Source organism: Mizugakiibacter sediminis (assembly GCF_000953855.2).
In the GTDB taxonomy this organism is placed as follows: Bacteria; Pseudomonadota; Gammaproteobacteria; order Xanthomonadales; family Rhodanobacteraceae; genus Mizugakiibacter; species Mizugakiibacter sediminis.
In genome coordinates, this window is sequence record NZ_DF970200.1 from 1 (window position 1) to 25,388 (window position 25,388).

General features: G+C 71.0%; 22 protein-coding genes. 16 read left to right on the top strand and 6 right to left on the bottom strand.

Translation table 11 applies throughout. The features are described 5' to 3' along the window. Positions 1-118 precede the first annotated feature (118 nt). Both MBSD_RS08635 and MBSD_RS08640 read right to left on the bottom strand, forming a co-directional pair. Positions 119-1,030 carry a cupin-like domain-containing protein gene (locus tag MBSD_RS08635; protein WP_062536943.1) on the bottom strand — a complete coding sequence of 304 codons (912 nt, stop codon included), beginning with the start codon at positions 1,028-1,030 and terminating at the stop codon, positions 119-121. 32 nt (positions 1,031-1,062) lie between these two features. Then, positions 1,063-2,001, bottom strand: a complete 939-nt coding sequence (locus MBSD_RS08640) for a cupin-like domain-containing protein (RefSeq protein WP_148667842.1) — start codon at positions 1,999-2,001, stop codon at positions 1,063-1,065. A 392-nt stretch (positions 2,002-2,393) separates the two neighbouring features. Here MBSD_RS08640 and MBSD_RS08645 point away from each other — a divergent pair, with 392 nt between their 5' ends. Beyond that, entirely contained in the window at positions 2,394-3,215 is an 822-nt protein-coding gene (locus MBSD_RS08645; protein ID WP_148667843.1) for a TIGR04325 family methyltransferase, read from the top strand. Between the two features lie 14 nt (positions 3,216-3,229). Here the strand turns inward: MBSD_RS08645 and MBSD_RS08650 are convergent, their stop codons facing one another. The 3 genes from MBSD_RS08650 to MBSD_RS08660 are packed head-to-tail and all read right to left on the bottom strand — an operon-like array spanning position 3,230 to position 6,342. Then, on the bottom strand, positions 3,230-4,000 hold the full coding sequence (locus MBSD_RS08650) for a class I SAM-dependent methyltransferase (protein ID WP_062536949.1): 771 nt from the start codon (positions 3,998-4,000) through the stop codon (positions 3,230-3,232). Between the two features lie 24 nt (positions 4,001-4,024). Next, positions 4,025-5,041, bottom strand: coding sequence for an NAD-dependent epimerase (locus tag MBSD_RS08655; RefSeq protein WP_062536951.1), 1,017 nt, complete (start codon positions 5,039-5,041; stop codon positions 4,025-4,027). Positions 5,042-5,052: 11 nt separating this feature from the next. After that, positions 5,053-6,342, bottom strand: a complete 1,290-nt coding sequence (locus MBSD_RS08660; protein ID WP_062536953.1) for a nucleotide sugar dehydrogenase — start codon at positions 6,340-6,342, stop codon at positions 5,053-5,055. Between the two features lie 171 nt (positions 6,343-6,513). Here MBSD_RS08660 and MBSD_RS08665 point away from each other — a divergent pair, with 171 nt between their 5' ends. Continuing rightward, the gene (locus MBSD_RS08665) at positions 6,514-7,920 is read left to right on the top strand and encodes a TIGR03013 family XrtA/PEP-CTERM system glycosyltransferase (RefSeq protein ID WP_062536955.1); all 1,407 of its coding nucleotides are present in this window, start codon (positions 6,514-6,516) and stop codon (positions 7,918-7,920) included. Positions 7,921-7,943: 23 nt separating this feature from the next. Here the strand turns inward: MBSD_RS08665 and MBSD_RS08670 are convergent, their stop codons facing one another. Then, positions 7,944-8,603: a J domain-containing protein gene (locus tag MBSD_RS08670; protein ID WP_062536957.1), complete on the bottom strand. Its 660-nt coding sequence runs from the start codon at positions 8,601-8,603 to the stop codon at positions 7,944-7,946. Positions 8,604-8,741: 138 nt separating this feature from the next. Here MBSD_RS08670 and MBSD_RS08675 point away from each other — a divergent pair, with 138 nt between their 5' ends. The 14 genes from MBSD_RS08675 to MBSD_RS15760 form a co-directional block, all read left to right on the top strand. Next, complete coding sequence (locus MBSD_RS08675; RefSeq protein WP_062536959.1) at positions 8,742-9,368, top strand: XrtA/PEP-CTERM system exopolysaccharide export protein; 627 nt, start codon at positions 8,742-8,744, stop codon at positions 9,366-9,368. An 11-nt stretch (positions 9,369-9,379) separates the two neighbouring features. Continuing rightward, positions 9,380-10,930 (top strand): XrtA system polysaccharide chain length determinant, encoded by a 1,551-nt coding sequence (locus MBSD_RS08680; RefSeq protein ID WP_062536960.1) that lies wholly within the window; start codon positions 9,380-9,382, stop codon positions 10,928-10,930. Next, positions 10,927-11,700 carry a P-loop NTPase family protein gene (locus MBSD_RS08685; protein WP_148667844.1) on the top strand — a complete coding sequence of 258 codons (774 nt, stop codon included), beginning with the start codon at positions 10,927-10,929 and terminating at the stop codon, positions 11,698-11,700. Before MBSD_RS08680 ends, MBSD_RS08685 begins: the two co-directional genes overlap by 4 nt. 10 nt (positions 11,701-11,710) lie before the next feature. Beyond that, on the top strand, positions 11,711-13,030 hold the full coding sequence (locus tag MBSD_RS08690) for a porin family protein (protein ID WP_148667845.1): 1,320 nt from the start codon (positions 11,711-11,713) through the stop codon (positions 13,028-13,030). Between the two features lie 10 nt (positions 13,031-13,040). After that, positions 13,041-13,811, top strand: coding sequence for a polysaccharide deacetylase family protein (locus tag MBSD_RS08695; protein WP_062536963.1), 771 nt, complete (start codon positions 13,041-13,043; stop codon positions 13,809-13,811). Next, entirely contained in the window at positions 13,808-14,968 is a 1,161-nt protein-coding gene (locus MBSD_RS08700; RefSeq protein WP_062536964.1) for a glycosyltransferase family 2 protein, read from the top strand. Before MBSD_RS08695 ends, MBSD_RS08700 begins: the two co-directional genes overlap by 4 nt. Then, entirely contained in the window at positions 14,965-16,194 is a 1,230-nt protein-coding gene (locus MBSD_RS08705; RefSeq protein ID WP_062536965.1) for a glycosyltransferase, read from the top strand. Before MBSD_RS08700 ends, MBSD_RS08705 begins: the two co-directional genes overlap by 4 nt. Beyond that, a complete protein-coding gene (locus MBSD_RS08710; protein WP_082306568.1) occupies positions 16,187-17,329 on the top strand; it encodes a glycosyltransferase family 4 protein in 1,143 nt (380 codons plus the stop codon). Before MBSD_RS08705 ends, MBSD_RS08710 begins: the two co-directional genes overlap by 8 nt. Then, a complete protein-coding gene (locus tag MBSD_RS08715) occupies positions 17,326-19,119 on the top strand; it encodes an asparagine synthetase B family protein (protein ID WP_062536967.1) in 1,794 nt (597 codons plus the stop codon). Before MBSD_RS08710 ends, MBSD_RS08715 begins: the two co-directional genes overlap by 4 nt. Further along, the gene (locus MBSD_RS08720) at positions 19,094-20,287 is read left to right on the top strand and encodes a glycosyltransferase (RefSeq protein ID WP_148667846.1); all 1,194 of its coding nucleotides are present in this window, start codon (positions 19,094-19,096) and stop codon (positions 20,285-20,287) included. The genes MBSD_RS08715 and MBSD_RS08720 overlap by 26 nt, the downstream gene beginning before the upstream one ends. A gap of 3 nt (positions 20,288-20,290) precedes the next feature. Further along, complete coding sequence (asnB, locus tag MBSD_RS08725; protein ID WP_062536969.1) at positions 20,291-22,180, top strand: asparagine synthase (glutamine-hydrolyzing); 1,890 nt, start codon at positions 20,291-20,293, stop codon at positions 22,178-22,180. Positions 22,181-22,187: 7 nt separating this feature from the next. Further along, positions 22,188-23,453, top strand: a complete 1,266-nt coding sequence (locus tag MBSD_RS15885) for an O-antigen ligase family protein (protein ID WP_187300605.1) — start codon at positions 22,188-22,190, stop codon at positions 23,451-23,453. Next, positions 23,450-25,003 (top strand): lipid II flippase MurJ, encoded by a 1,554-nt coding sequence (locus tag MBSD_RS08735; protein ID WP_062536971.1) that lies wholly within the window; start codon positions 23,450-23,452, stop codon positions 25,001-25,003. Before MBSD_RS15885 ends, MBSD_RS08735 begins: the two co-directional genes overlap by 4 nt. 185 nt (positions 25,004-25,188) lie before the next feature. Beyond that, the coding region (locus MBSD_RS15760) for a hypothetical protein (protein WP_237071771.1) at positions 25,189-25,388 on the top strand (200 nt) is incomplete at its 3' end.

A 25,388-nucleotide genomic window follows, 5' to 3' on the forward strand; every position in this document is an offset into this window, starting at 1 on the left:
CGCTCGAGCGGCAGCGCGACGGCGGCTCGCGGCGCGCCGTCGGTCGAGCGCACGAACACGTCGGCCAGCGCCGGCGCGTCCGCGGTTTCCGCTGCCGTCGAACCCGTGTGCGTCGCGCTCATGCGCGGCCCCCCTCGTTCGGGCCCGGGGCCGCGTACGGCGGATGCGTGGGCTCCACCGGCCGGCCGGCGGCGCGTTGCGCGATGCGGCGCACGCCGAGCAGGGCGGCGACCGCGCGCCAGCCCAGCGCATCCAGCGCCGGATGGCGGCCGACCGACGAGGGATGCAGGCCGGCGCGCCGCATCAGGTAATGCAGGTCGTGCAGCCAGGCGTCGTGGCGGGTGGCGTCGGTGAGGTAGGTGAAGCTCATCGTCACCGACAGATCGTCCCCCGTCTCCACCATGTGCGGACTGGTCGCCGGCATGTAGGCGCCCTCGCCGGCGTGCAGCTCGAACACGTGCGCGCGGTCGCGGAGCTCCTCCCGCCAGCGGATCAGGTCGCGGTGGTGATGGAAGCGGTCGCGCGCCTCTTCGCTCACCGCCACCGCGTCGTCCGGCTCCCAGACGTACAGCGTCTTGTGGCCGCGCATCTGCAGGATGAAGTTGTTCTCCACGTCCATGTGGAACGGCGTGACCGTGTGCCGCGCCGAAATGAAGATGAAGCCGGCGCGGTAGTGCATGCCCGGATCGACGCGCTCCACATGGGACTGGATCGAGTCCAGCACGGTGTCGACCAGGCCGCGGTAGGTCGGATCGATCTGCACGTAGCGCAGTACCGCCCAGCCCTTTTCCGCGCCGATGCGCTGCAGCGCACCGACGTCCGCGGCGGTGGCGATGAACGGCGTGCCGGCTTCGGCGTCGGCGCCGATGCGGCGCAGTTGGCCCGCGGCTTCGAGGCGGCGCGCCAGTGCCAGCAGCTCGTCGAGCTGCAGCAGCGGGTGCCGGTGCAGGCGATGCCGCACCGCCTGCACCCGGCGCGGCTGGAAGCGGGTCCAGTCCAGCGTGAGCAGGGGAGCTGCGGTCGCGTCCATGGCGTTTCCCTCGGCTTGCCGGCGCGCGGCACTCAGTCCGGAGCGCCGCCGAACAGGTGCGCGGCGGCGTATGCCGCGCGTTCCGGGGCGACTTTTCTGCCCAGCAGACGCTGCGCCAGGCGGTGCGCGCCGACCAGCGCGTGCGCGCCGGCGGCGACGGCACGGTCGAACCGCGGGTAGCGGCCCAGCGGGGGCGGCGGCACGCCGCCGCTGTGCAGCCAGTCGCGGAAGGCGTGCAGGCGCGCCTCGCGGCGCGTGGCGTCGGTGAAATAGGTGAAGCTGACGGTGATGGACGGCTCGTCGCCGTTTTCCACCATGTGCGGGCTGGTGGAGGGCATGTATGCGCCCTGGCCCGGTTCGAGGTCGAACACGTGCGCGCGTTCGCGCAATTCCTCGCGCCAGCGGATCAGGTCGCGCTCGTGCATCCGATGGAAGCGGCCGCGGGCGCGCTCGCTCACCGCCACGGTGTCGCGGTGGTCCCACACGTAGACGCGCTTGCGCCCGTGGATCTGCAGGATGAAGTTGTGTTCCTTGTCGATGTGGAACGGCGTGACCGCATGGGGCGAGCTGATGAAGATCCAGCCGCCGCGGTGATGCATGCCGGGGTCCACGCGTTCGGTGTGCAGGCTCGCCTCGTCGAGGACGGCATCGACCAGTTGCCGATAGACCGGATCGGTCTGCACGTTCAGCAGCGACATCCAGGCGCGGGCGTCGCGGATGTCGCCGAGGGTGTCGGCGGCGGAGCGCGCATTCGGGTGCAGGCTGGGGGCGTCGTTGAACGGGGTTCCGGCGCTCGCCCCGTCGCTGTGCGTCCGCACCAGGCCGCGCCGCTCGAGGCGCCGGCCAAGCTCGATCAGCGCGGCCAGTTGCAGCAAGGGGTGGCCGCTCAGCCGATGCGCCACGGCCTGGATGCGCCAGGGGTCGAAGCCGGGCCATTCCAACTGCAGGAGATTCGATGGTGCGTTCGTCACGGTCGCATGGCCCTCGGGCGTCGGCTGAAGCTGCGCGGGGAGCGCCTGCCGAGGTGGGCGGTCGCCCCGAGGGTCGCACCGCGACGGGAGGTTCCCCTGCCCCGCGAGTCCGCCACGCGAACGCCCCCCCGTGCCGGCGGTGTCGTCGTGTGCGAGGCCCCTTTCCCCATGGCCCTTCGTCCCCTGGCGAGGGGCGGTTCCCTCCGCCCAAACCCGATTCGTAGACTGGAAAGTGTGAACTGCGTCACATTTTGTGCCAGTATACCCTCGGCTCAGACGGCGGGGAATGACCTCACGCAAGGAAACCGACCCCGCCTCGGCCAAGTGCCTGCCTGGGCGGGGAGGTCGGGTGTGCGCCGTGCGGGCCGCGCCGGTTCGATCAGGAGACGGACGTGAGCAACGCTTTGATCCACCTGCACCGGATCCTCATCGAGGCGGCGCAACTGCCCGGTTTCGAGCTGCTGGCGCGGCCCTTCTACGAACGGATGTTCGTGCGCAACCGCTGGCGCGACCTGTATCGGGGCGTCTATCCCAGCTTCGAATCGGCGCAACGCAGTGCGCCGCGCTCGCGGCCGCTCGGTTACGACCACGAGGCCACGGCGAAGCTGTACCGCGACCGCCCCCGCAATCTGCGGGCCAGCGACTTCCCGGTCATGTTCTGGATGGCCAATCTGCTGGGGGCCGGCGCCCGGCGCGTGTTCGACCTGGGCGGTCATCACGGCATCAGCTACTACGCGATGGGGCGGCGCATGCGCCTGCCGGCCGACGTCGACTGGTGCGTGCACGACGTTCCTGCGGTGGTGGCCTCCGGCCGCGAACATGCGCGCAGCCACGATACGTCCGGGCGGCTGCGCTTCACCGAACGCCGCGAGGACGCCGACGGCGCCGACGTGCTGCTGGCGGGCGGCGTGCTGCAATACCTCGATTACAGCCTGGCGGACCTGCTGGGCGCCTTGGCGCGCCCGCCTCGGCACCTGGTGATCGGCCAGGTGCCGCTGCATCCGGACCGTTCGTTTTTCACGCTGCAGAGCATCGGCACGGCGTTCTGTCCCTACCGGGTGATGGCCGAAGCGGAGTTCGTCGCCGGCCTCGAGGCGCTCGGCTACGTCTGCATCGACCGCTGGCAGAGCCACGAGAAGAGCTGCCGCATTCCGGGCGCGCGGGGTTACTCGGTGGATTACTACCAGGGCTTCTGCTTCCGTCGCGGCGATTAGGGCGGAGGCGGCTCTCAGCGCCGCAGCTCCATCACCACCATCCAGGCCTGGTAGCGCAAGGGGGAGCGGCGCGCCAGCAGGAGGCGGTCCGCGGCGAGCAGGGCGGCCAGCAGGGGGCGCATCAGGCGCGTGCCGCGGAATGGCACCGCGGCCAGCGCGGCCAGGTGGAAGCAGCGGACGTCCACCCGGCGGAAATACCGGCGCGCCCGCGTCAGGTCGGCGCGCATCAGCGGGTGCTCGTCTTCGGTGCGCAGGTCCGGCGTGCGCCGCCGGTACCAGTTGATCAGCGGATTGTGGCCCAGCGGCTCGAGGAACACGCCGTAGCCGCCGGGGCGCAGCACGCGCGCGATCTCCGGATAGGCGCGATCGAGGTCGAGGTGGTGCAGGATGCCGCTGCCGCAGATGCGATCGAAGGATGCGTCGGGAAAGGCGAGCGCCTCGGCGTTCATCACCTCGAAGCGCGCGTTGGCGTCGAGTCCCCGCGCGCGCGCCTGGGCGCGCGCGATGTCGATGGCGACGGGGGAAATGTCGATGCCGGTGGCGCGGCCGCCCCGCGCGGCCACCTCGTAGGCCGCGGCGCCCGTGCCGCAGCCGTACTCCAGCACGTCGAGGCCGGCGACGTCGGCGAGCACGCGTGCGCGATAGTGCGCGAAGGAGGCCGCGGTGATCGTGTAGAAACGGTCGGTGGCCGCGCGCGTGTCCGCCGCGAAACGGGTGTCGTGGAAGGCGGCTTCGCGCTGCAGCCGGTCGCTGGACTCCTGCTCCGATCGATGCGGCGTCGTCATGCCGACCTACCTGCGCCAACGGCGCTAGTTTTGCGTGCCCTCGTAGAACCGCAGGTACCAGTCGACGAAGCGGCGCACGCCGACTTCCACCGGCGTCGTCGGCGCGTAGCCGGTGTCGCGCATCAGCGCCGAGACGTCGGCGTAGGTGTCCGGCACGTCGCCGGGTTGCAGCGGCAGCAGGCGCTTCTCCGCCTTGCGGCCGAGGCATTCCTCGAGGATCTCGATGTAGCGCGCCAGTTCGACCGGCGTGTGCGCGCCGATGTTGTAGACGCGGTACGGCGCCAGCGAGGAGCCCGGGTTCGGGTGCAGCGGATCGAACGCCGGATCGCCGGCGGGCACGCGGTCGAGGGTGCGGACCACGCCCTCGACGATGTCGTCGATGTAGGTGAAGTCGCGCGTGTGCTTGCCGTAGTTGAAGACGTCTATCGGCTCGCCGGCGAGGATCCTGCGCGTGAACAGGAACAGCGCCATGTCCGGCCGCCCCCACGGTCCGTACACGGTGAAGAAGCGCAGGCCGGTGGTCGGCAGCGCGTACAGGTGGCTGTAGGTGTGCGCCATCAGCTCGTTCGCCTTCTTGCTGGCGGCGTACAGGCTGACCGGATGGTCGACCGCGTCCTCCACCGCGAACGGCAGCTTGCGGTTGGCGCCGTACACCGAGCTGGAGGAGGCGTACACCAGGTGCTCGACCTTGCCGTGGCGGCAGGCCTCGAGCACGTTCATGAAGCCGACCAGGTTGCTCTCGACGTAGGCGTGCGGGTTCTCCAGCGAGTAGCGCACGCCGGCCTGCGCGGCGAGGTTGACCACGCGCTGCGGGCGGAACCCGGCGAACGCGGCTTCCAGCGCCGGGCGGTCCTCCAGCGCGGCGCGCACGAAGCGGAACCCCGGGTGCGGCGTCAGCCGCGCCAGCCGCGCTTCCTTCAGGCGCACGTCGTAGTAGGCGTTGAGGTTGTCGTAGCCGAGCACCTCGTCGCCGCGCGCGAGCAGGCGTTCAGACAGGGCGGCGCCGATGAAACCCGCCGCGCCGGTCACCAGAATGCGCATGGATCCGCTCCTCACAGGCGGTCGTCGACCGCTTCCTTGGGCAGCGCGTGCTTGACGTCGAACAGCACCGCGCCCGGCTTGCAGTAGGCGCGGATGCCGGCCGCGCCGTCGGCCACGAACTGCTGGTGGGCGACGGCGAGGATCACCGCATCGTAGCGTCCCGGCTCGGGCCTGGCGACCAGTTCCAGTCCGTACTCGGCGCGAGCCTCGTCGGCATCGACCCACGGATCGTGCACGTCGACGCGCGCGTTGTAGGCGCGGAATTCCTCGATCACGTCGATCACGCGCGTGTTGCGCAGGTCCGGGCAGTTCTCCTTGAAGGTCAGGCCGAGGATCAGCACGTTGGCCTCGGCGGCGGGAATGCGCCGCTGCGTCATCAGCTTGATCACGCGACGCGCGACATGGTGGCCCATCTCGTCGTTGATGCGGCGCCCGGCCAGGATGATCTCCGGGTGGTGGCCGACCTGCTGCGCCTTGTGCGTGAGGTAGTACGGATCGACGCCGATGCAGTGGCCGCCCACCAGGCCCGGGCGGAACGGCAGGAAGTTCCACTTGGTGCCGGCGGCCTCCAGCACCTCCATGGTATCGAGGCCCATGCGGTGGAACAGCACCGCCAGCTCGTTGATCAGCGCGATGTTGACGTCGCGCTGGGTGTTCTCGATCACCTTGGCCGCCTCGGCGACGCGGATCGACGAGGCGCGGTGCGTGCCGGCCTTCACCACGCGCCGGTACAGCGCGTCGACGTACTCGGCGGCGGCCGGGGTCGAACCCGATGTCACTTTGGTGATCGTCTCCAGGCGGTGCTGCTTGTCGCCCGGATTGATGCGCTCCGGGCTGTAGCCGGCGTAGAAATCGACGTTGAACTTCAAGCCGGACTCGCGCTCGAGGATCGGCACGCACACTTCCTCGGTGGCGCCGGGGTAGACGGTGGATTCGTAGATCACCACGTCGCCGCGCTCGAGCGCCTTGCCGATGGTGCGGCTGGCGCCTTCCAGCGGGCTGAAGTCGGGACGCTTGAAGGCGTCGATCGGCGTCGGCACGGTGACGATGAAGGTGTTGCACTCGCGCAGCGCCTGCGGATCGGCGCTGTAGCGCAACCGGGCCGCCGCGGCGAGATCGTCGGCGGAAACCTCGAGGGTGTGGTCGCGGCCGGCGCGCAGTTCGTCGATGCGGCGCGGGTTGATGTCGAAGCCCAGGGTCGGCAGCACGCGCCCGAAGGCGACGGCGAGCGGCAGACCGACATATCCGAGACCCACGATGGCCAGCCGGATGTCCTCCGGCAGGGGGGCGGCATTGGTCATGGGGGTGCCAAGTCGTTGTCAGGATGCGCTGCCGCCGCGCGCAAGAATCCCTGCTTGCCCGCCGGTGCGGCGCCGGCGGACACAGTCTAGCAGGGTGAAAATGTGAACTGCATCACATTTTCGTGGCACGATGGGCGCCAGGACGCAAGGATCGAGGAGCCGGGGGAGCGCGTGCGCGGACTGGGGCGCCTGCTGGACTTGCCGCGCCGGCTGTACGTCATGCTGGCGGCATCGGAGTTCGTGCTGCTCGCCTGCAGCCTGTATGCGGCTGCCGGGCTGCGCTATCTCAACAACCCGGCGGCCGCCGAAGCCTACGTCGGCCCGCTGCTGCCGCGCGCGCTGGCGTTCGCGGCGGTACTGACCCTGGCGCTGGGCGCGGTCGGCCTGTACCAGGCGCATTCGCGCGAAACCCTGCAGGGGCAGTTCATCCGCGCCGTGCTGGCTTTCGCGCTGGGCGGCGTCGGCCTGATCGTTCTCTACTATCTGTGGCCGTCCCAGTATGTGGGGCGCGGCATCCTGGTCCTCGCCCTGGCGATCGGCATCGGCCTGGTCGGCCTGTCGCGGCTGACGTTCGCGCGGATGGTGAGCCAGGAGGTGCTGAAGCGGCGCGTGCTGGTGCTGGGGGCCGGGCGCAAGGCGGCGCTGCTGACCGAACGCCTGCGCCGGCGCAGCGACCGCCGCGGTTTCCAGTTGCTCGGCTTCGTGCCGATGCGCGGCGAGGCCGTCGCCGTGCCCGCCGGCCTGGTGGTCCCGCTCGGCGAGCGGCTCGCCGAAACGGTGCGGCGGCTGGCGGTCGACGAACTGGTGATCGGTCCGGAGGACCGCCGCGACGTGCTGCCGATGGAGGACCTCGTCGAGTGCCGCCTGGCGGGTACGCGCGTGATCGACCTGATCAATTTCATCGAGCGCGAGATCGGCGCGATCAAGTTCTCGCTGATGTCTCCGGCATGGGTGCTCTACGCCAGCGGCTTCGACGGCGGCGGCATGGAGCGCCCGCTGAAGCGCGGCTTCGACCTGCTGGTGTCGCTGCTGGCCTTGCTGCCGGCGCTGCCGCTGATGCTGCTGACCGCGCTGGCGATCGTCCTCGAGTCGGGGCCGCGGCAGCCCGTGTTCTACACGCAGGAGCGCGTCGGTCAGGGCGGCCGCGTGTTCCGCGTGATCAAGTTCCGCAGCATGCGGCCCGACGCCGAGAAGGACGGCGTGGCGCGCTGGGCGAGCAAGTCGGACGATCGCGTCACCCGCGTCGGCCGGGTGATCCGCAAGCTGCGCCTCGACGAACTGCCGCAGATCTTCAACGTGCTGCGCGGCGAGATGAGCTGGGTCGGCCCCCGGCCCGAGCGGCCGCAATTCGTCGCCGAGCTGGCCAGGCAGATTCCCTACTACGAGCTGCGCCACTGCGTGAAGCCGGGCATCACCGGCTGGGCGCAACTGCGCTATCCCTACGGCTCCTCCGTGCAGGACGCCGAGGAAAAGCTCAAGTTCGATCTCTACTACGTGAAGCACCACGGCCTGCTGTTCGATTTTTCGATCCTGCTGCAGACCGTCGAGGTGGTGCTGTTCGGCAAGGGCGCGCGCTGAGCGGGCCGATGCCGGCCCGGGGCTCAATGCGCGTCGAGCGGATCGCGCACGCCCAGCGGCCGGTGCTCGTCGACCGGCAGCGGCGCCAGCGGCGAGCTGTACCAGCCGCTGACGCGCCCGGCGGCGAATTCGATGCGTGAAGGTCCGTATTCCCAGGTGTCGTCGTGCGCGTAGGCCGGCCGGCCGAGGATCGCCAGCACCTCGTCCTCGCTGCTGCCGAGACGGATGCGGGCGCGCTGCGCTGGCGGAGGCTCCTCGGCGTGCGGGTGGGCTGCCGCGTCCGCGGCCGTCGGCGCCGGAACGGGGCGGCTGAATTCGATGACCGCCCAGATGGCGAACCCGGCGGCCGCGGCGGCGAGCAGGGTGTGGTGCCGCCGCGGGCTTCGCGCCGGCGAACGGCCGCGCGCCGGCGGCGGGGCCTGGGGCCGGGGCGGCGACGGCTGCAACTCCGCTGCCGTCGGCAGGCGGCCGAACCGCCGTCGATGATCGCGCAGCAGCCGGCGCGCGGCGGACAGCGCCGTCAGCGTGGCGCCGGCGTCGATGGTGTTCGCGCCGCCGGCATGGCGGTCGGGGTGCAGCGCCATGACCCGCTCGCGGTAGCGGGCCTCGACGGCGGCGAGGTCGGCGCCCGGATCGAGGCCGAGGCGGCGGTAGGCCTGCAGGAGTTCGAGTCGGTCGTCCATGGAGCGGCGTCAACGGTTTCCGATTCACATTGTATGCTGTATGTCAAGCATCATGTTCCGATTTTGAGAAAAAGGTCACAAAATTGGAAACGGCTGGGGTAAGATCGGTGCCGTCCAGGGGGCAAGAGGAGGAATCCGATGAGATGCGCCGCCCGCGTATTCGCGCTCTGCGCGTTGTTTCTGCTGGGGCTGGCCGGATGCGCATCGCCCGCCGGCAAGCCGCCGCCGCCGGCGACGGCGGCCGACACGCTGAGCGCGGCGCCCTACCGCATCGGCGTCGACGACGTGGTGCAGGTTTCGGTATGGCGCAACCCGGAACTGTCGGTGACCGTGCCGGTGCGCCCGGACGGCATGATCTCGGTGCCGCTGGTCGGTGACGTGCAGGCCGGCGGCCATACCCCCGAGGAGGTGGCCGCCGCCATCCAGGAAAAGCTCTCCGCCTACGTCCGCGACCCCAAGGTGGCGGTGATCCTCACCGAACTGCGCAGCCACGAGTTCATCTCGCGCGTGCGCATCACCGGCGCCGTGCGCAACCCGACCTCGCTGCCCTATCGGCAGGGCATGACCGTGCTGGACGTGGTGCTCGCCGCCGGCGGCATCAACCAGTTCGCCTCGCCGGACCAGACCATGCTCTACCGCAAGAAGGGCGGCGGCACGGAGTCGTTCCATATCCACCTGGGCCGCATGCTCGACCGCGGCGACCTGAGCACCAACTACACGCTGCAGCCGGGCGACGTGGTCACCGTACCCGAGCGCGCGTTCTGAACGGAGGCGCCATGAACACGGGGGAAGAGAAGTCGCTGCTGCTGGATCAGGTGCCGACGCTGCTGCGCGAGCTGCGCGCGCGACGTCTGGCGCTGGCCGCGGCGTTCGCGGGCATCGCCATCGTGGTCGCCGTCGTCGGCCTGCTGTGGCCGTCCAAGTACGAGTCGGCGGCGACCGTGCAGGTGATCGAGCGCAACATCATCCAGCCGCTGATGGAGGGGCGGGCGGTGCCGACCGGCGTGTCCGACCGCGCCGCCATCGCGCGCGAGGTGATCTTCGGCCGGCGCATCCTCAACGAGATCATGGCCGCCGGCGGCTGGCTGAAGAAGAACCCCAGCCCGCGCGAACAGGAGCTGATCGCCGAGGAGATCAAGCGCCGCACCACCATCTCCAGCCCCGGCCAGAACCTGATCCGCATCGCCTACAGCGACTCCGACCCGGAGCGCGCCTACCACGTCGCGCAGAAGTTCGCCGAGCTGTTCATCTCGGAGAGCCTGGCGGCGAAGGAGCGCGAAAGCCGCAACGCCTTCCAGTTCATCGCCGGCCAGGTCGACGAATACCACCGCAAGCTGACCGACGCCGAGAACCGCCTGAAGGCCTTCCGCGAGAAGAACGCCGACGCGCGCCCGGGCAGCGACGCCGACGTCGCCGCGCACATCAGCGCGCTGCGCAGCCGCATCGAGGACGCGCAGACGCAGATCGCCGAGATCGACATGCGCGAGGCCAGTCTCGGTCGCCAGTTGTCCGGCGAGACGGAGCTGAGCGGCGTGGTCACCCGCGAGGGCCAGTACCGCGAACAGATCGCCGAACTGCAGTCCAGGCTGGACACGCTGCGCCTCAGCTACACCGACGAATACCCGGACGTGATCGCGCTGCGCCATCAGATCGACGATCTGCAGAACCAGCTCGCACGCGTGCAGGCCGTGCGCGCGCAGGCGCAAGCCGACGGCCAGCCGGTCGCGCCGAACGTGGTGTTCAATCCGATCTACCAGCAGATGCGCGGCGATCTGACCAAGGCGCGCAGCGACCGCGCGGCGCTGGTGGCGCGCATCGCCGATACCCGCAAGCTGCTCGCCGAGGAAACCGAGCGCGGCAAGCGCGTGGCCGCCTCCGAGGCCACCCTGGCCGAGCTGACCCGCGACTACGAGGTCAACCGCGACATCTACCAGGATCTGCTCAAGCGCCGCGAGGGCGCGCGCCTGTCGATGCAGATGGACGAGGAACACCAGGGCCTGACCTTCCGCATCCAGGAGGCCGCGGCGCTGCCGCTGCTGCCGTCCGGCCTGCGCTTCGCGCATTTCCTCGCCATCGGCCTGATCCTCGGCGCGCTGCTGCCGGTCGGCCTGCTGATCGGCGTGGTGCGCTTCGATCCGCGCGTGCGCGACGCGCAGCTGCTGACCCGCGACTACGGCCTGCCCGTGCTGGTGACGGTGCCGGCGTTCGCCGGCGCGGCGGCGCGCGAGCGCGACATGCGGCTCAATCTGCGGGTGGCGGCGCTGATCGCGCTGGTGGTGGTGGCCTACGCGGCGCTGACGTGGCTGCGCGTGATGAGGTGGATATGAGCCAGGCAGGTGACGTGGAAGGGCGTGGCGCGGCGGTGACGTCGCTGGTGGAGGGGGAGCGGCGCTTCCGGCTCGCGCAGACCTCGCGCGAAATGATCGCGCGCATGCGCGAGCCGGAGCCGCGGCCCGCGCAGGAACTCGACCGCAAGGGCCTGCTCAGCCTGGCGCCGCAGGCGCGGCGGTTCGCCGACGTGTTCCGCGACCTGCGCACCCAGCTGATCGCGCGGCACCGCGGCGAGAATTTCAGCGTGATGGTGGCGCCGGTGACCACCGGCGCCGGCGCCAGTTTCGTCGCCGCCAACCTGGCGCTGGCCTTCGCCCTGGACGAGGCGAAGACCGCGCTGCTGATCGACTGCAACCTGCGCGAGCCCAGCCAGGACCGCCGGCTCGGCGTCGCCGTGCACGCCGGCCTGACCGATTTCCTGGACGATCCGGGCATCGGCATCGAACACATCATCTATCCGAGCGGCATCCCGCGGCTGCGCCTGATCCCCGTGGGCACGCACCGCGAGGGCTCCAGCGAGTACCTGTCCAGCATGCGCATGCGCGCGCTGCTGGCGCACCTCAAGGAGCGCTATCCGGACCGCTACCTGGTGCTCAACGCGCCGGCGCTGGACGCCGCGCCGGATGCGCGCGTGCTCGGCGAACTGACCGATTGCTCGGTGGCGGTGGTCGGCTACGGCCAGGTCACCGCGGAAGCGGTGCGCGATGCGGTCTCCGCGCTCGATCCCGCGCGCTTCGCCGGACTGGTCTTCAACAACGTGCCTTGAGGAGCTTGCCATGGCTGCGAGGAAGCTTGCCTTGGCGTATCTGGCTGGAGCCATCCTCAGCGGTTTCGCCGCGAGGGCGCAGGCCGCGCCGCTGCAATGGGGCGTCGATCTCGGCATCGAGCATTCGGACAACATCGGCCTCAGCCCGGCCGATCCGATGTCCGCGACCGCGCTGATTCCCTCGCTGCTGGTGGCCTGGCAGGACCAGGGCGCGCGCTACCGGGGGGCGCTGGCCGGCACCTTCTCGTACTACCACTACACGCAGGGCGAGATCGGCGACCAGTGGCTGGGCAACGGCAGCGGCAAGTTCGACTGGCTGATGCGGCCCGGGCGCCTGTACTGGGCGTTCGAGGACTACATCGGCCAGGAGCCGGTGGACGTGCTGCGGGCCAGCACGCCGGAGAACACGCAGCGCACCAACGTGTTCGCGACCGGCCCGACGCTGACCCTGCGCCTGGGCAGCGCCACCGAGCTGCAGACCGACCTGCGCTACATCACCAGCACCGCCAACAAGACCGACGCGTTCAATGCGGACCGCGGCCAGGCGGCGGCGCATCTGCTGCGCGAGATCGGCCCGCTGTCGCGGCTGTCGCTGAACGTGAGCGGCCAGGACGTGCGGTTCCGCGAGGACGCGCTCAAGCCGAACGACTACCGCCGCTACGAAGCCTTCCTCGGCTACGAGTACGACGGCCCGCGCCTGCATCTGCAGGCGGCGGCGGGCGGCAGCAAGCTGAAGTTCGACGACGGCCGCGACTTCCGCAAGCCGTATGCGCAGGCGTTGGGGCGGTTCAGCGTCAGCGCGCGCGGCGAGCTCACCTTCGAGCTGGATGATCGCCTGTACGACGCCGCCGAAGACCTGATCGCGCGCGCGCCGGACCCGGCGACGTTCTTCGACCCGCTCGGCGGCGTGAACATGCGCACCACCACGATCAGCCCCGACGTCTACATGGACAAGGAGGCGCAGCTCGGCTACGTCTGGCGCGGGCCGCGGCTGGAGGCGCGGCTCGGCGGCTACTGGCGCAAGCAGGACTTCCTCACGCTCACCAACTTCGACCAGCGCGCCTACGGGCCCGCGCTCAACGTGCTTTATGCGCTGACGCCGCGCACCAGCCTGTCGGCGTTCGCCACGCGCAACGTCACCCGCTACAGCGCCTCCGCGCGCGAGGACCATCTGGGCTACTACGGCGTCGCCATGGGCCACCAGCTCGCGCAGCACTGGTCGGTCGGCCTGCAGTACGCGCGGCGCAAGCAGACCAGCACCGACCCCACCCAGGAGTACACCGAGAACCGCGTGCTCCTGACCCTGAGCTACCGGCCCACCGGCGCCTGAGCCGTTCCACATGCGTGTCGCGCCCGCCATCCTGATGTATCACGCCGTCGGCGCGGGTCCGGATCCGCACTACGCGGTGCGGGTCGACGAGTTCCGCGTCCAGCTCGACTGGATCGCGCAGCGCGGCGGCGGGCGCTGCAGCGTCGCCGGGGTGATCGCCGGCGCGCCGGCGCCGCCGATCCTGATCACCTTCGACGACGGCCATATCAGCAACTACGAGCGCGCCTTCCCGCTGCTGCACGAGCGCGGGCTGCGCGCCGAGTTCTTCGTCAACACCGCGCACGTGGGCAACCCGGGCTTCGTCAGCTGGGCGCACCTGCGCGAGATGGCGGCCGCCGGCATGTCGATCCAGTCGCATGGCCACACGCACCGCTATTTCACCGCCTTGACGCCGGCCGAGCTGCGCGAGGAGCTGGCGCGCTCGCGCGGGTTGATCGGCGACAGGTTGGGAACTCCGGCGACGCTGCTGGCGCCGCCCGGAGGGCGCATGGACGCGCGACTGCCCGATGTCGCCCGCGAGCTGGGCTATGCGCGCGTGCTGGCGTCGCAGCCCGGGCTGTGGCGCCGGCGCGATGCCGCGGTGCTGCCGCGCATGGCGGTGACGGCGGCGCATCGCGGCGCGGCGTTCCAGCGGCTGGCGGCGCCGGACCGCGGCCGGCTCGCGCTGGCGAAGCTGCGCTACGGCGTGCTCGCCGCCGCCAAACGCGCGCTGGGCGACGGCCGCTACGAGCGCGTGCGCGCGAATCTGCTGGGGCAGGGCGGGGGGAGTGAGCGCGCGTGATCGAGATCCTGTTCTGGCTGGCGCTGGCGCTGATCGCCTACGCCTACGCGGGCTATCCGCTGCTGTTGCTGCTGCAGGCGCGGCTGCGCCCGCGGCCGGTGCTGGCGCGGCCGTGGCTGCCACCGGTCAGCGTCGTGATGGCGGTGCATGACGGCGCCGCGGATCTCGCGCGCAAGCTGGCCAATCTCCGCGCGCTGGACTATCCGCAGGACCGTCTGCAGTTCGTCGTCGTCTCCGACGGCAGCGGCGACGACACCGTGGCGCTGCTGCAGCGCGAGGCGGCGGCGGATCCGCGCCTGCACGCGCTCACCGTCGCGCGGCGGCGCGGCAAATCCGCCTGCCTCGCCGACGCGGTGGCGGTGGCGCGCGGCGAGGTGCTGCTGTTCACCGACGTGCGCCAGCGCCTCGCGCCCGACGCGCTGCGCCGGCTGACCGCGGCGCTGGCCGATCCCGCGGTCGGCGCCGCCAGCGGCGAGCTGCGCTTCGAGGCGGATCGCGGCGGCTACGGCCGCGGCATCGACGCCTACTGGCGCTACGAGACCGCGCTGCGCCGGCTGGAGTCCGCCAGCGGCTCGCTGGTCGGCGCCAGCGGCGCGCTGTACGCGGCGCGCCGCGAGGCGGTCGGCGGGATCCCGCCGGGACTGATCCTGGACGACATGTGGATCCCGCTCGGCGCGGCCGCGCGCGGCTACCGCGTGGTCGCCGTGGCGGACGCGCTGGCCTTCGACCGTCCCAGCGACGATCCGCTGCGCGAGCGCGCGCGCAAGCGCCGCACGCTGGCCGGCAACTACCAGTTGATCGCGCGCTGGCCGGCGCTGGCGCTGCCCGGCGGCCATCCGCTGTGGTTCCGCCTGTGGAGCCACAAGTTCCTGCGCTTGGCCGTGCCCGCGCTGCTGGCGCTGGCGCTGGGCGCGAACCTCGCGCTGTGGCCGCAGGGCGGCCTCTATCGCGTCGCCCTGCTGGCGCAGCTCGCCGCCTATGCGCTGGCGCTGCTCGGCATGGCCAGCGCGGGCACGATGCGGCTGGCGCCGGTGCGCCTGTGCGCCGTGTTCGTGCAGTTGAACGCCTACGCCGTGCTCGGCCTGCTGGATTTCCTGCGCGGGCGCGCGAGCGCGCTGTGGCGGTCCGATTCCCTTCCCGGAGGCGCGCAGACATGACGCCGGCCACCGCTCCCAGGCGCGTGCTCTACGTCGTTTCGCTATTCCCGTGCTGGTCGGAGACCTTCATCGTGCGCGAGATCGAGGTGCTGCTCGCGCGTGGCGTCGACGTGCGCATCCTCTCGCTGAAGCCGCCGATGGAGGCCTTGGTGCACGAGCGCGCCGCGCGGCTGCTCGACCGCACCCTGCATCCGCGTCCGCCGCTCGCCACCGCGCTGGCCTGCCTGCGGCTGGCGATCCGCCGTCCCGTCGCGGTGTCCGCCTTCGGCGCGCGGTTGCTGGCCGGGCTGTGGCGGCAGCCGACGAAGCTGCTGAAGAGCATCGGCGCGCTGGCGCGCGCGGCGGGCCACTACGAATGGATCCGCCGTTTCGATCCGGAACTGGTGCATGCGCCGTGGGCGACCTATCCCGCCACCGTCGCCTGGTTCCTGTCGCGCCTGCTGCAGCGCCCGTTCACCTTCACCAGCCGCGCGCACGACATCTTCACCGAAGACCAGATGATGGCCGGCAAGCTGCGGCATGCGGCGCTGCGGGTGACGATCACCCGCCACAACGTCGCTTACCTCTCGCGCTGGATGCGCAAGCCGGGCGAGCTGCCGGTGCACGTCGTGCACTCCTCGCTCGATCTCGCCGACATCGCCTACGTGGAAGACGGGCGCCTGCCGCAGCGCCTGCTGTCGGTGGGCCGGCTCGATCCGATCAAGGGCTTCGACGTGCTGCTGCACGCGCTGGCCTTGCTGCGCGACCGCGGCGTCGCCTTCGACAGCGTGATCATCGGCGAAGGTGCCGAACGCGCGCGTCTGCTGGCGCTGCGCGACCGGCTCGGCCTCGGCGACCGCGTCAGCTTCGCGGGCGCCAAGCCGCAGGCCGAGGTGCACAAGGCGATGGCCGAGGCGACGCTGATGGTGATGCCCTGCGTGGTCACCGAGGACGGCAACGCCGACGGCATTCCCAACGTGCTGACCGAGGCGATGGCCAGCGGCCTGGCGGTGGTGAGCACGCGCGTCTCCGGCATTCCCGAGCTGGTCGACGACGGCGTCAACGGGCTGCTGGTGCCGCCGCGCGATGCGCAGGCGCTGGCGGCGGCGGTCGAGCAACTGCTGGCCGACCCGGCGCGGCGCGCGGCCTTCGCGCGTGCGGGACGGCGCAAGGTGGAGCAGGACTTCAACGTGCACGTCGAGGCCGGGCGGCTGCTGCGTCACTTCGCGGAGGTCGTGCATGGCTAGGCCGCTGCGCGTGCTGGTGGTGACCGACGAGATGGAGGTCGGCGGCAGCCAGCGCCAGATCTGCCACCTGGTCGAGGAACTGGCGCGGCGCCGCGACATCCACGTGGAGCTGTTGTATTTCCGCGAGCACTCGTTCCTGGTGGACGCGCTGCAGCAGCAGGGCGTGCGCGTGACCTGCCTGCCGAAGCGCCGTCGCATCGACCCGGCGTTCCTGCGCGCGCTGCGCAGGTTCCTGGCCGAGGGCCGCTTCGACATCGTGCACGCCTACTCGCTGACGGCGGAGTGCTGGATCACGCTGGCCGCCTCCGGCCTGCGCCCGCGCCCGCGTCTCGTCGCCACCGTGCGCGGCACCTTCCACGTCTATCGCCGCTGGCAGTGGTGGATCAAGCGCTGGGTGCTGTCGCGCGCCGATGCGGTGATCGCCAACGCGCGCGCCGGCGCCGACCTCGCCGCCGCGCGCGCCGGCTTTCCGCGCGAGCGCATCGACGTGATCCCGAACGGCGTCACGCTGCCTGCGCCGGCCGCGCGCGAGCCGGCGCACGTGCGCGTCGGCGCGAAGCCGTCGCAGCGTCTTGAGGCGCTGTTCGTCGGCCGACTGGTGTTCGAGAAGGGGCTGCCGCTGCTGCTGGACGCGCTGGCCTCGATGCCGCCGGCGCGACGGCCGCGGCTGACGCTGGTCGGCGACGGCCCGCTGCGCGAGGAACTCGAGCTGCAGACGGCGGCGCTCGGCCTGGACGGCGACGTGGTGTTCCTCGGCGCGCGCAGCGACGTCGGCGCGCTGATGGGCGAGGCGGATTTCCTGGTGCTGCCGTCGCGCGAGGAGGGGCTGTCCAACGTGGTGATGGAGGCGATGGCGCACGCGCTGCCGGTGCTGGTGTCGGATGCCGGCGGCAATCCCGAGCTGGTCGAGGACGGCCGCACCGGGCTGATGTTCGCCAACGGCAACGGCGCGGAACTGGTGCGCGCGCTCGAGCGCATGGTCGACGACCGCCTGCTGCGCACGCGGCTCGGTGCCGCCGCGCGCGCGCGCATCGCGGACACCTTCACCATCGAATCGATGGTGCGGCGCACCGAGGCCGTGTACCGCCGGCTGCTGGGAGACGAGGCATGGGTGGAGCGGAAGGAAGCGGCATGAGCACCACGCGCGTCTGCGGCAGCCTGCTGATCGCGGCGGGCCCGGCGGCGGCCGCGTGGTTGGCCGCGCAACCGCAGGGCGCCGGCGAGCGCGTCGGCGACGCGCGTCTGCGCGCCCACCTCGACGGCGGCGCGCAGGCGCGCCGCGAGGGCGGCGTGCTGGCGCTGGGCCTGCACGACCTGATCGCCGGCGAACCCGCGCACGCGCCGATCGCGGCCGCGCAGGGGCGCAACCCGGTCGAGGTGTGGACGGACTGGCGCGGCCGCTTCGCCGAGGCGCTGTGGGACGGCGACACGCTGACCGTCGCCAGCGACCATTTCGACTCGATTCCGTTGTACTACCTCGAAGCGCCCGGCCTGCTGCTGGTGGCCACGCATCTGCGCGCGCTGCTGGCATCGCCCTGGTGCGCGCGCGAAGTCGATCCGCTGGCGGTCTACCACTACCTCAACTTCAGCTGCATTCCGGCGCCGGCGACGATCTGCCGCGGCGTGCGTCGCCTGCCGCCGGGCAGCGTGCTGCGCTGGCGCGACGGCCGGATCGACATCGAGCGCTACTGGCGCCCGACCTACACGGAGGACGTCGACGGCGACGAGGACCTACGCGCGCGCGAACTAGCAGCGCAGATCCGCGCCAGCGTGGAAGCCTATCGGCCGGCCGCCGCGGACCGCTGGGGCTGCTTCCTCAGCGGCGGCACCGATTCCAGCAGCGTGCTGATCCTGTTGTCGCGCCAGCGGCCGGACGTGCGCGTGCCCAGCTACTCGATCGGCTTCGAGGAGCAGGGTTACGACGAGCTCGCCTACGCGCGCATCGCCGCCGAGGCGGCGGGCTCCGACGCGCGCTACGGCACGGTCGGCATGCGCCAGACGCTGGAGATGGCGCCGCGCCTGGCCGATTTCTACGACCAGCCGTTCGGCAACGCCTCGGCGGTGCCGACCTACGCCTGCCTGGCGCTGGCGCGCGGCGACGGCATCCGCACCATGCTGGCCGGCGACGGCGGCGACGAGATCTTCGGCGGCAACGAGCGCTACGCCAAGGACCGGGTGATGCAGGCCTACTACCGCCTGCCGCGCCCGCTGAAGGCGCTGGGCGGCGCGATCGGGCGCGCGGTCTCGGGCGGCCGCATGCGCCTGCTGAACCGCATCGGCAACTTCGTCGAGCGCGCCTCGCTGCCCAATCCCGACCGCTTCTACACCGACGACTCGTTCGCCTCGGACCACTACGACGCGCTGTTGACGCCCGACTTCGCCGCGCAGGCGGCGCGCGACGCCTCGCTGCAGGCGTTGCGCGACATCTACGCGGAAGGGCAGGCGCGCGCCGAGCTGCATCGTCTGATGTATCTCGACCTGATGATGGCGATCGCGCAGAACGATCTCGTCAAGGTGCACGGCGCGGCGCGCGCGCAGGGCGTGGACGTGCGCTTCCCGTATCTCGATCCGGCGCTGGTGGAGTACACCGGCGGCCTGGTGGCGGACTACAAGGTGCGCGGACTGCACAAGCGCTACCTGTTCAAGCGCGCGCTGGCCGACGTGCTGCCGCAGGCCATCCGCGCCAAGAAGAAGCACGGCTTCGGCCTGCCGATCGCGGTGTGGATGAAGGAGGCGGCGGAATTCCGCGCGCTGGTCACCGATACCCTGTCCTCGCGGCGCGCGCGCGAGCGCGGCTGGTTCCGCAACGACTTCATCGAACGCCTGTTGCGCGAGCACGTCGCCGGCGCCTGGGACTACTCGGCACCGCTGTGGGCGTTGCTGCAACTGGAGCTTTGGCTTGAGCGCCACATCGACCCGAACTGAGCGCCGGCGCATGCGCGTGCTGATGGTGCTGGAAAGCAGCTTCCCGACGCGCGGCGGCGGCGGCGCCGAATCGCAGTTGGCCACGCTGTCGGGCGGGCTGCGCCGGCGTGGCGTGCGCGTGGTGGTGGTGACGCCGCGGCGCCGCCATCGCCGCGAGCTGCCCGCGGCCGGCCGCCATGCCGGCGCCGCGGTCTGCCGCATCGGTTATCCGCCGCTGCCCGGCCTGGGCGCACTGGTGCTGCTGGCGCGCCTCGCCATGCTGCTGATCGCGCAGCGCCGGCGTACCGACGCCGTGCACGTGCACATCGCCCATCACATGGCGCTGGTGTGCTGCGCGCTGGGGCCGCTGCTCGGCCTGCGCGTGGTGGTGAAGGTGTCCGGCTGGTGGGAGCTCGACCGCGGCCTGCTCGCCGCGCGCGCGCGCCACAGCCTGCGCGGGCGGCTGGCGCGGCGCCTGCTGCGGCGCGCCTACGCGTTCCAGGCGATCAGCCGGCGCGTGGCCGATGCGCTGCAGGAGGAGGGCTTCGACCCCGCGCGCATCCATCTGCTGCCGAACGCGGTCGACATCGACCGCTTCCGCTCCCATGCCGGCCCCGGACAGGCGGCGCGCACGGCGGTCTACGTGGGGCGTCTGGTGCCGGAGAAGGGGCTGGATACCCTGATCGCGGCGCTGGCGCGCGTGCCCGACCTGCGCCTGCGCCTGGTCGGCGCCGGCGACTGTCTGGAGGCGCTGCGCGCGCAGGTGCGCGAACTCGGCCTGCAGGCGCGCATCGAGTTCATCGGCCACAGCGACGGCATCGCCGCCGAGCTGGCGCAGGCGCACGTGGGCGTGCTGCCGTCGCTGATCGAGGGCCTGTCCAACACGCTGCTCGAGTACATGGCGGCCGGCCTGTCGGTGGTGGCCTCACGGGTCAGCGGCAGCGAGGATCTGATCGAACCGGGCAAGTGCGGCTGGCTGGTGGACCCGGGCGACGTCGACGGCCTCGCCGCCGCGCTGGCCGAAGCCGCGGCGCTGCCGCGCGAACGATTGGAAGCGATGGGCTCGGCGGCGCGCTCGCGGGTGGCGCGCTATGCCGGCCTCGACATCGTGCTCGACCGCCTGCTGCGGCTGTATTGCGGCGACGAAACCTTGCCTGCGGTCCGCGCCGCGCATCTGAGTGGAGGCTGAGCCATGTGCGGAATCGTCGGCGCGATCGCCCTGCGTCCCGGCATGCTGCCGGCGCGCGCGGTCGGCGAGCGCATGAACGACCTGATCCGCCACCGCGGCCCCGACGACGCCGGCATGTACCACGACGGCGAGGTGATGCTCGGCATGCGCCGGCTGGCGATTATCGACCCGGCCGCGGGCCAGCAGCCCGTGTACGGCAGCGACCGCCAGGTGGTGGCGGTGTTCAACGGCGAGATCTACAACTTCCGCGAGCTGCGCGCGGAGCTGGAGGCGGCCGGGCACCGCTTCCGCTCGCACTCCGACAGCGAGGTGATCGTGCACGCCTACGAGCGCTGGGGCGAGGCGGCGATCGCGCGGCTGGACGGCATGTTCGCCATCGCCCTGTGGGACCGCCGCCGCAGCCGCCTGCTGCTGGCGCGCGACCGCTTCGGCAAGAAACCGCTGTTCATCCACGAGCGCGACGGCATGTTGGCGTTCGCCAGCGAGCTGAAGTCGCTGGTGGCGCTGCCGGGCTTCGAGCGCGCGCTGGACGCGGACGCGGTGGCCGACTACGTCGGCTTCGGCTACGTGCCGACGCCGCGCTCGATCTTCGCCGGCGTGCGCAAGCTCGAACCCGGCCACTACCTGTGCGTGGAGGGCGGACGCACGCGCCGGCAGCGCTATTGGCGGCTCGATTACACGCCCAAGCTGGACCTGCCGGAGGCCGACGCCGAGGAGATGCTGGCCGGCCACCTCGAGCGCGCCGTGCGCATGCGCCTGGTTTCCGACGTGCCGTTCGGCGCGTTCCTGAGCGGCGGCCTCGATTCCTCCATCGTCGTCGCGCTGATGTCGCGCATGCTGGCGCAGCCGGTGAAGACCTTCAGCATCGGCTTCGCCGAGGCGCGCTTCAACGAGCTCGAGGACGCGCGGCTGATCGCGCGCCATTGCGGCACCGAACACCACGAGCTGACGGTGGCGCCGGATGCGGTCGAACTCGCCCACGACCTCGCCTGGTACCTCGACGAGCCGTTCGCGGATTCCTCGGCGATCCCGACCTATCTCGTCGCCAGGATGGCGGCGGGGTCGGTGAAGATGGTGCTGAGCGGCGACGGCGGCGACGAGCTCGCGGCCGGCTACAAGCGGTACGCCTACCATCGCGCGCTGCAGAGCCTGGGCGTGTTGCGCGGGCCGGCCGCGCTGGCACTGGACCTCGCCGGAAGCGCGATCCGCGGCATCCGCGGCCAGCGCTTCCGGCGCGTGGCCGAGCGCCTGCGTCTGTCCTATCCGGAAAGCTACCTGAGCAGCGTGGCGATGATCCGGCCGGCGCTGGCCGACGCGCTGCTGTGCCGGCCGCGCCGTCCCGAGGATCACTACGCGGCGCTGGCGCCGCATTTCGCCGGCGAGGGCGGCGAACTCGACCGCATCCTCGCCGGCGACGTGGCGAGCTATCTGCTGGACGACATCCTGGTCAAGGTCGACCGCATGACCATGGCCAATTCGCTGGAAGCGCGCGCGCCGCTGCTCGACCACCACCTGTTCGGATTCGTCGCACGCCTGCCCGACCGGATGAAGCTGCGCGGCCTGCGCGGCAAGTACCTGCTGCGCAAGGTGGCGCGGCGCTGGTTGCCGGCCGAGGCGCTGGACAAGCCCAAGCAGGGCTTCTCGATCCCGCTGGCCGACTGGTTCCGTGGCCCGCTGCGTCCGCTGGTCGGCGACCTGATCGAGAGCCGCGCCTTCCGCGAACGCGGCCTGCTGCGGCAGGACACGGCGCGGCGCCTGCTGGCGCAGCACGCGGCGGCCGAGGCCGACCACGCCGAGCCGCTGTGGCAGGTGCTGATGCTGGAACTGTGGGCGCGCCGCTACCTGGATGCGCCCGCGGCGCAGGCGCCGCTCGCGGAAGCGGCGAACGCGTGAGGTCGCCATGCTGAAGCTGCTGCTCGCCGCGATCGTCGTCTACCTGGTCAACCAGATCCATTTCCCGACGGAGCTGGGCGTCAAGGGGCTGAACGTCGCCAACCTGATGTTCCTGCTCGCGCTGCTGATGCTGCCGCGCCGGCTGCCGCGCGAGCAGGAGCCGCCGATGCTGAAGGGAGCGTTGCTGGGATTCTTCGCCGTGCTGGTCATCGCCTTCGCGGTCGCGCAACTGGTGCGTCCCGGCAACCTGCTGGCGGACGTCACCTACCTCAAGAACGCCGTCTTCTATCCGCTGTTCTATTTCCTGTTCCTTGCGGCGGTGCGCGACATGCGCACCGTGAAGTTCCTGCTGTTCATGGTGCTGCTGGTGGCCGCGGTGGCGTCGCTGGAGGCCATCCGCGAGGCGCTCGACTACGGCATCGGCACGTTCGCGGAGAATCACCGTTCCGCCGGACCGTTCGGCATGGACTACAGGTCGGCCAACCGCGCCGGCGTCTACTACGCGATGTTCCTGCCGCTGTTCTTCTCGGTGGCGCTCAATCTGCGCAACCGCAAATGGGTGCGGCTGCTCGCGCTGGGCGGCGCGCTGCTGACCGCGGCGGCCGTGGTGTTCACCTATTCGCGGCAGTCGTACTTCATCGCGCTCGCCGGCATCGCCATCCTGCTGATGCGGCGCGGCGTGTTCACCGCGTTGCTGCTGGGCACGGTGATCGCCTACTCGATCACCCTGCTGCCGAGCGGCGTGACCGAGCGCGTCGAACAGACGCAGCAGACCGGCGACTACGGCCAGGAGGAACTCGATCCCAGCACCGCCAGCCGCTTCGAGATCTGGAAGGGCGCGGTGAGCATGTGGAGCGAGCAGCCGTGGGGCATCGGCCTCGACCGCTTCAAGCAGGAGATCGGCAACTATTCCGGTTTCAAGCACTTCGACGCCCACAACTTCTACGTGTTGACGCTGGCGGAGTGCGGCATCCAGGGCCTGGTCGCGCTGCTGGTCCTGGCGGCGGCGCTGTTGCGCCTGGCGCGGCGCGCGCGACGACAGGCTCTCGATGCCGAGAGTCGCACCCTGGCGTGGGGATTCAGCGTCTGCACGATCTGCATGCTGCTCGGCAATCTTTATGGAAGTCCGTTCCTGGAAGGTTCGGTGATGGGCGATTACTGGATCCTGTGCGCGTTGACAGAGCGCTATTTCCGCCTGCGTCGGGCCGAGCGCGAGAGCGCGCCGGCCGTGGCCGTCCCGACGCCGGCGGATCACACGCCGGTGCCGGCATGAGCGTCGCGGCCCGCCGCAGCACGCTGGGCGTTGCCGGCCTGAACTTCAGCGGCAAGGCGCTGGCCGTGGCGAAGACCATGCTGGTGGCGGCACTGTTCGGCGCCAGCGGCACGCTCGATGCGTTCTGGGTCGCCTACACGCTGCCGTTGCTGCTGCCGGGCGTGCTGACCACGGTGATCACGGTGGCCTTCGTGCCGCGCTTCATGAGCAGCCTGCAGGGGCGCAGCGGACCGGCCGCCTGGCGCGGCGCCAACACGCTGTTCACGCTGGTGCTGCTGGTGGCGGTGGTGGCGGCGGCGCTGTTGTGGTGGGGCGCGGACGGTCTGGTGCACCGCCTCGCGCCCGGCCTCGCGCCGGACGTGCACGCCGAAGCGGTGCACCTGACCCGCCTGCTGATGCCGGCGGTGCCGCTGCTGTGCCTGTCCTCGCTGCTGGCGGCGCTCAGCTACGCCAGCGAGCGTTTCATGTTTCCGGCGCTGGAGGGCGTGACCACGAACGTGATCGTGATCCTCGCCGCGTTGCTGTTGCTGCGCTCGATGGGCATCCAGGCGCTGGTCGTCGGCGTGCTCGGCGGTTTCATCCTGCAGTCGGCGCTGCTGCTGTGGAGCAACCGGCGGATGATCCGCGAGAACCTGCGGCCGGCAGCGGCGCTGGGACACCCGGACTTCCTCAAGCCGCTGGCGCACCTGTTGCCGCTGTTCGTTGGTTCGGCGGGTTCGGTACTCAACAGCCTTGTCAACCAGTACTTCGTGTCCGGGCTGGACGCCGGCGCCATCTCGGCGCTGGCTTTTGCGGGCATGATCGCCGGCATGCCGGTGGAAGTCTTCGCGCAGGCGGTGATGACCACCTACTACCCCGGGCTCGGCCGCAGCTTCGCCCGGCGCGACCATGCCGCCGCCGCGCATGCCCACGCCGACGGCCTGCGCTTCCTCGTCTTCATGACCCTGCCGGCGGCGATCCTGATCGCGCTGCTGGCGCACCCGCTGGTGGTGCTGCTGCTGGAGCGCGGGCGCTTCGATGCCGCCGCCAGCACGCAGACGGCGATCGTGCTGGCGCTGCTGGCGCCAAGCATCCTGATGCGTTCGGTGGCCTACCTCAACTATCGCGTGCTGCACGCGGCGATCCGGCCGTGGACGCAGGTGGCGATCGGCTTGGTCGGCGTGGCGTTGAACGTCGTGCTGAACGCGCTGTGGGTGAACCGCTTCGGCTTGGCCGGCATCGCCGTCTCGACCACCGTTTCCGCCACCATCGCCGCGCTGCTGTCGTACGCCGCCGCGCGGCGCGTGCTCGAGGCGCCGGCGCCGCGGACATTGCGCCTGGAGATGGTCACGCTGCTGCGCATGGCGGTCGCGCTGACCGTGCCTTCGGCGCTCGCGCTGCTCGCCATGCGGGCCGTCGCCACGGATTGGCCGCGGCCGCTGCTCGCGTTGCTGGAACTCGGCTGCGCGGTGCCAGGCCTGCTGTGCGCGGCATGGGTCGGCTGGCGTGCGGGCCAGCCCGACCTGCGCGCCGCGATCGGCAGACTGAGACCGGGCTGGGCGGGGCAGTGAATGATTATATGTGTATACAAATATAGAAAAGTATATTTATTTTAATATCATATTATAAAATATCAATATAAATCAGCATCTTGTTATTCTTCCATTAGGGTTTGCCACGGCAAAGTGTGATGGGTTTGGCAATCGCCAGGCGTTGGCGCCGAATAATCTCCGCACCTGCGAACGGTGTCGCATCCTTGCGCGCGCTCGGCGACTACGTTCCGCGCCAATTCCGACGCCAAACCCTGTGGCAGATCCTCATGCAAGCAAGCCGAAAGCTACTTCCGGTCGCGGCCGTTCTCGGCCTGCTGGCCTGCACGATGACCCGACAAGCCGAGTCGCAGACCGCGGGCTCCGGCGGCCCCTGCGCGAATTTCTACGCGTCGGGTTTCCAGCT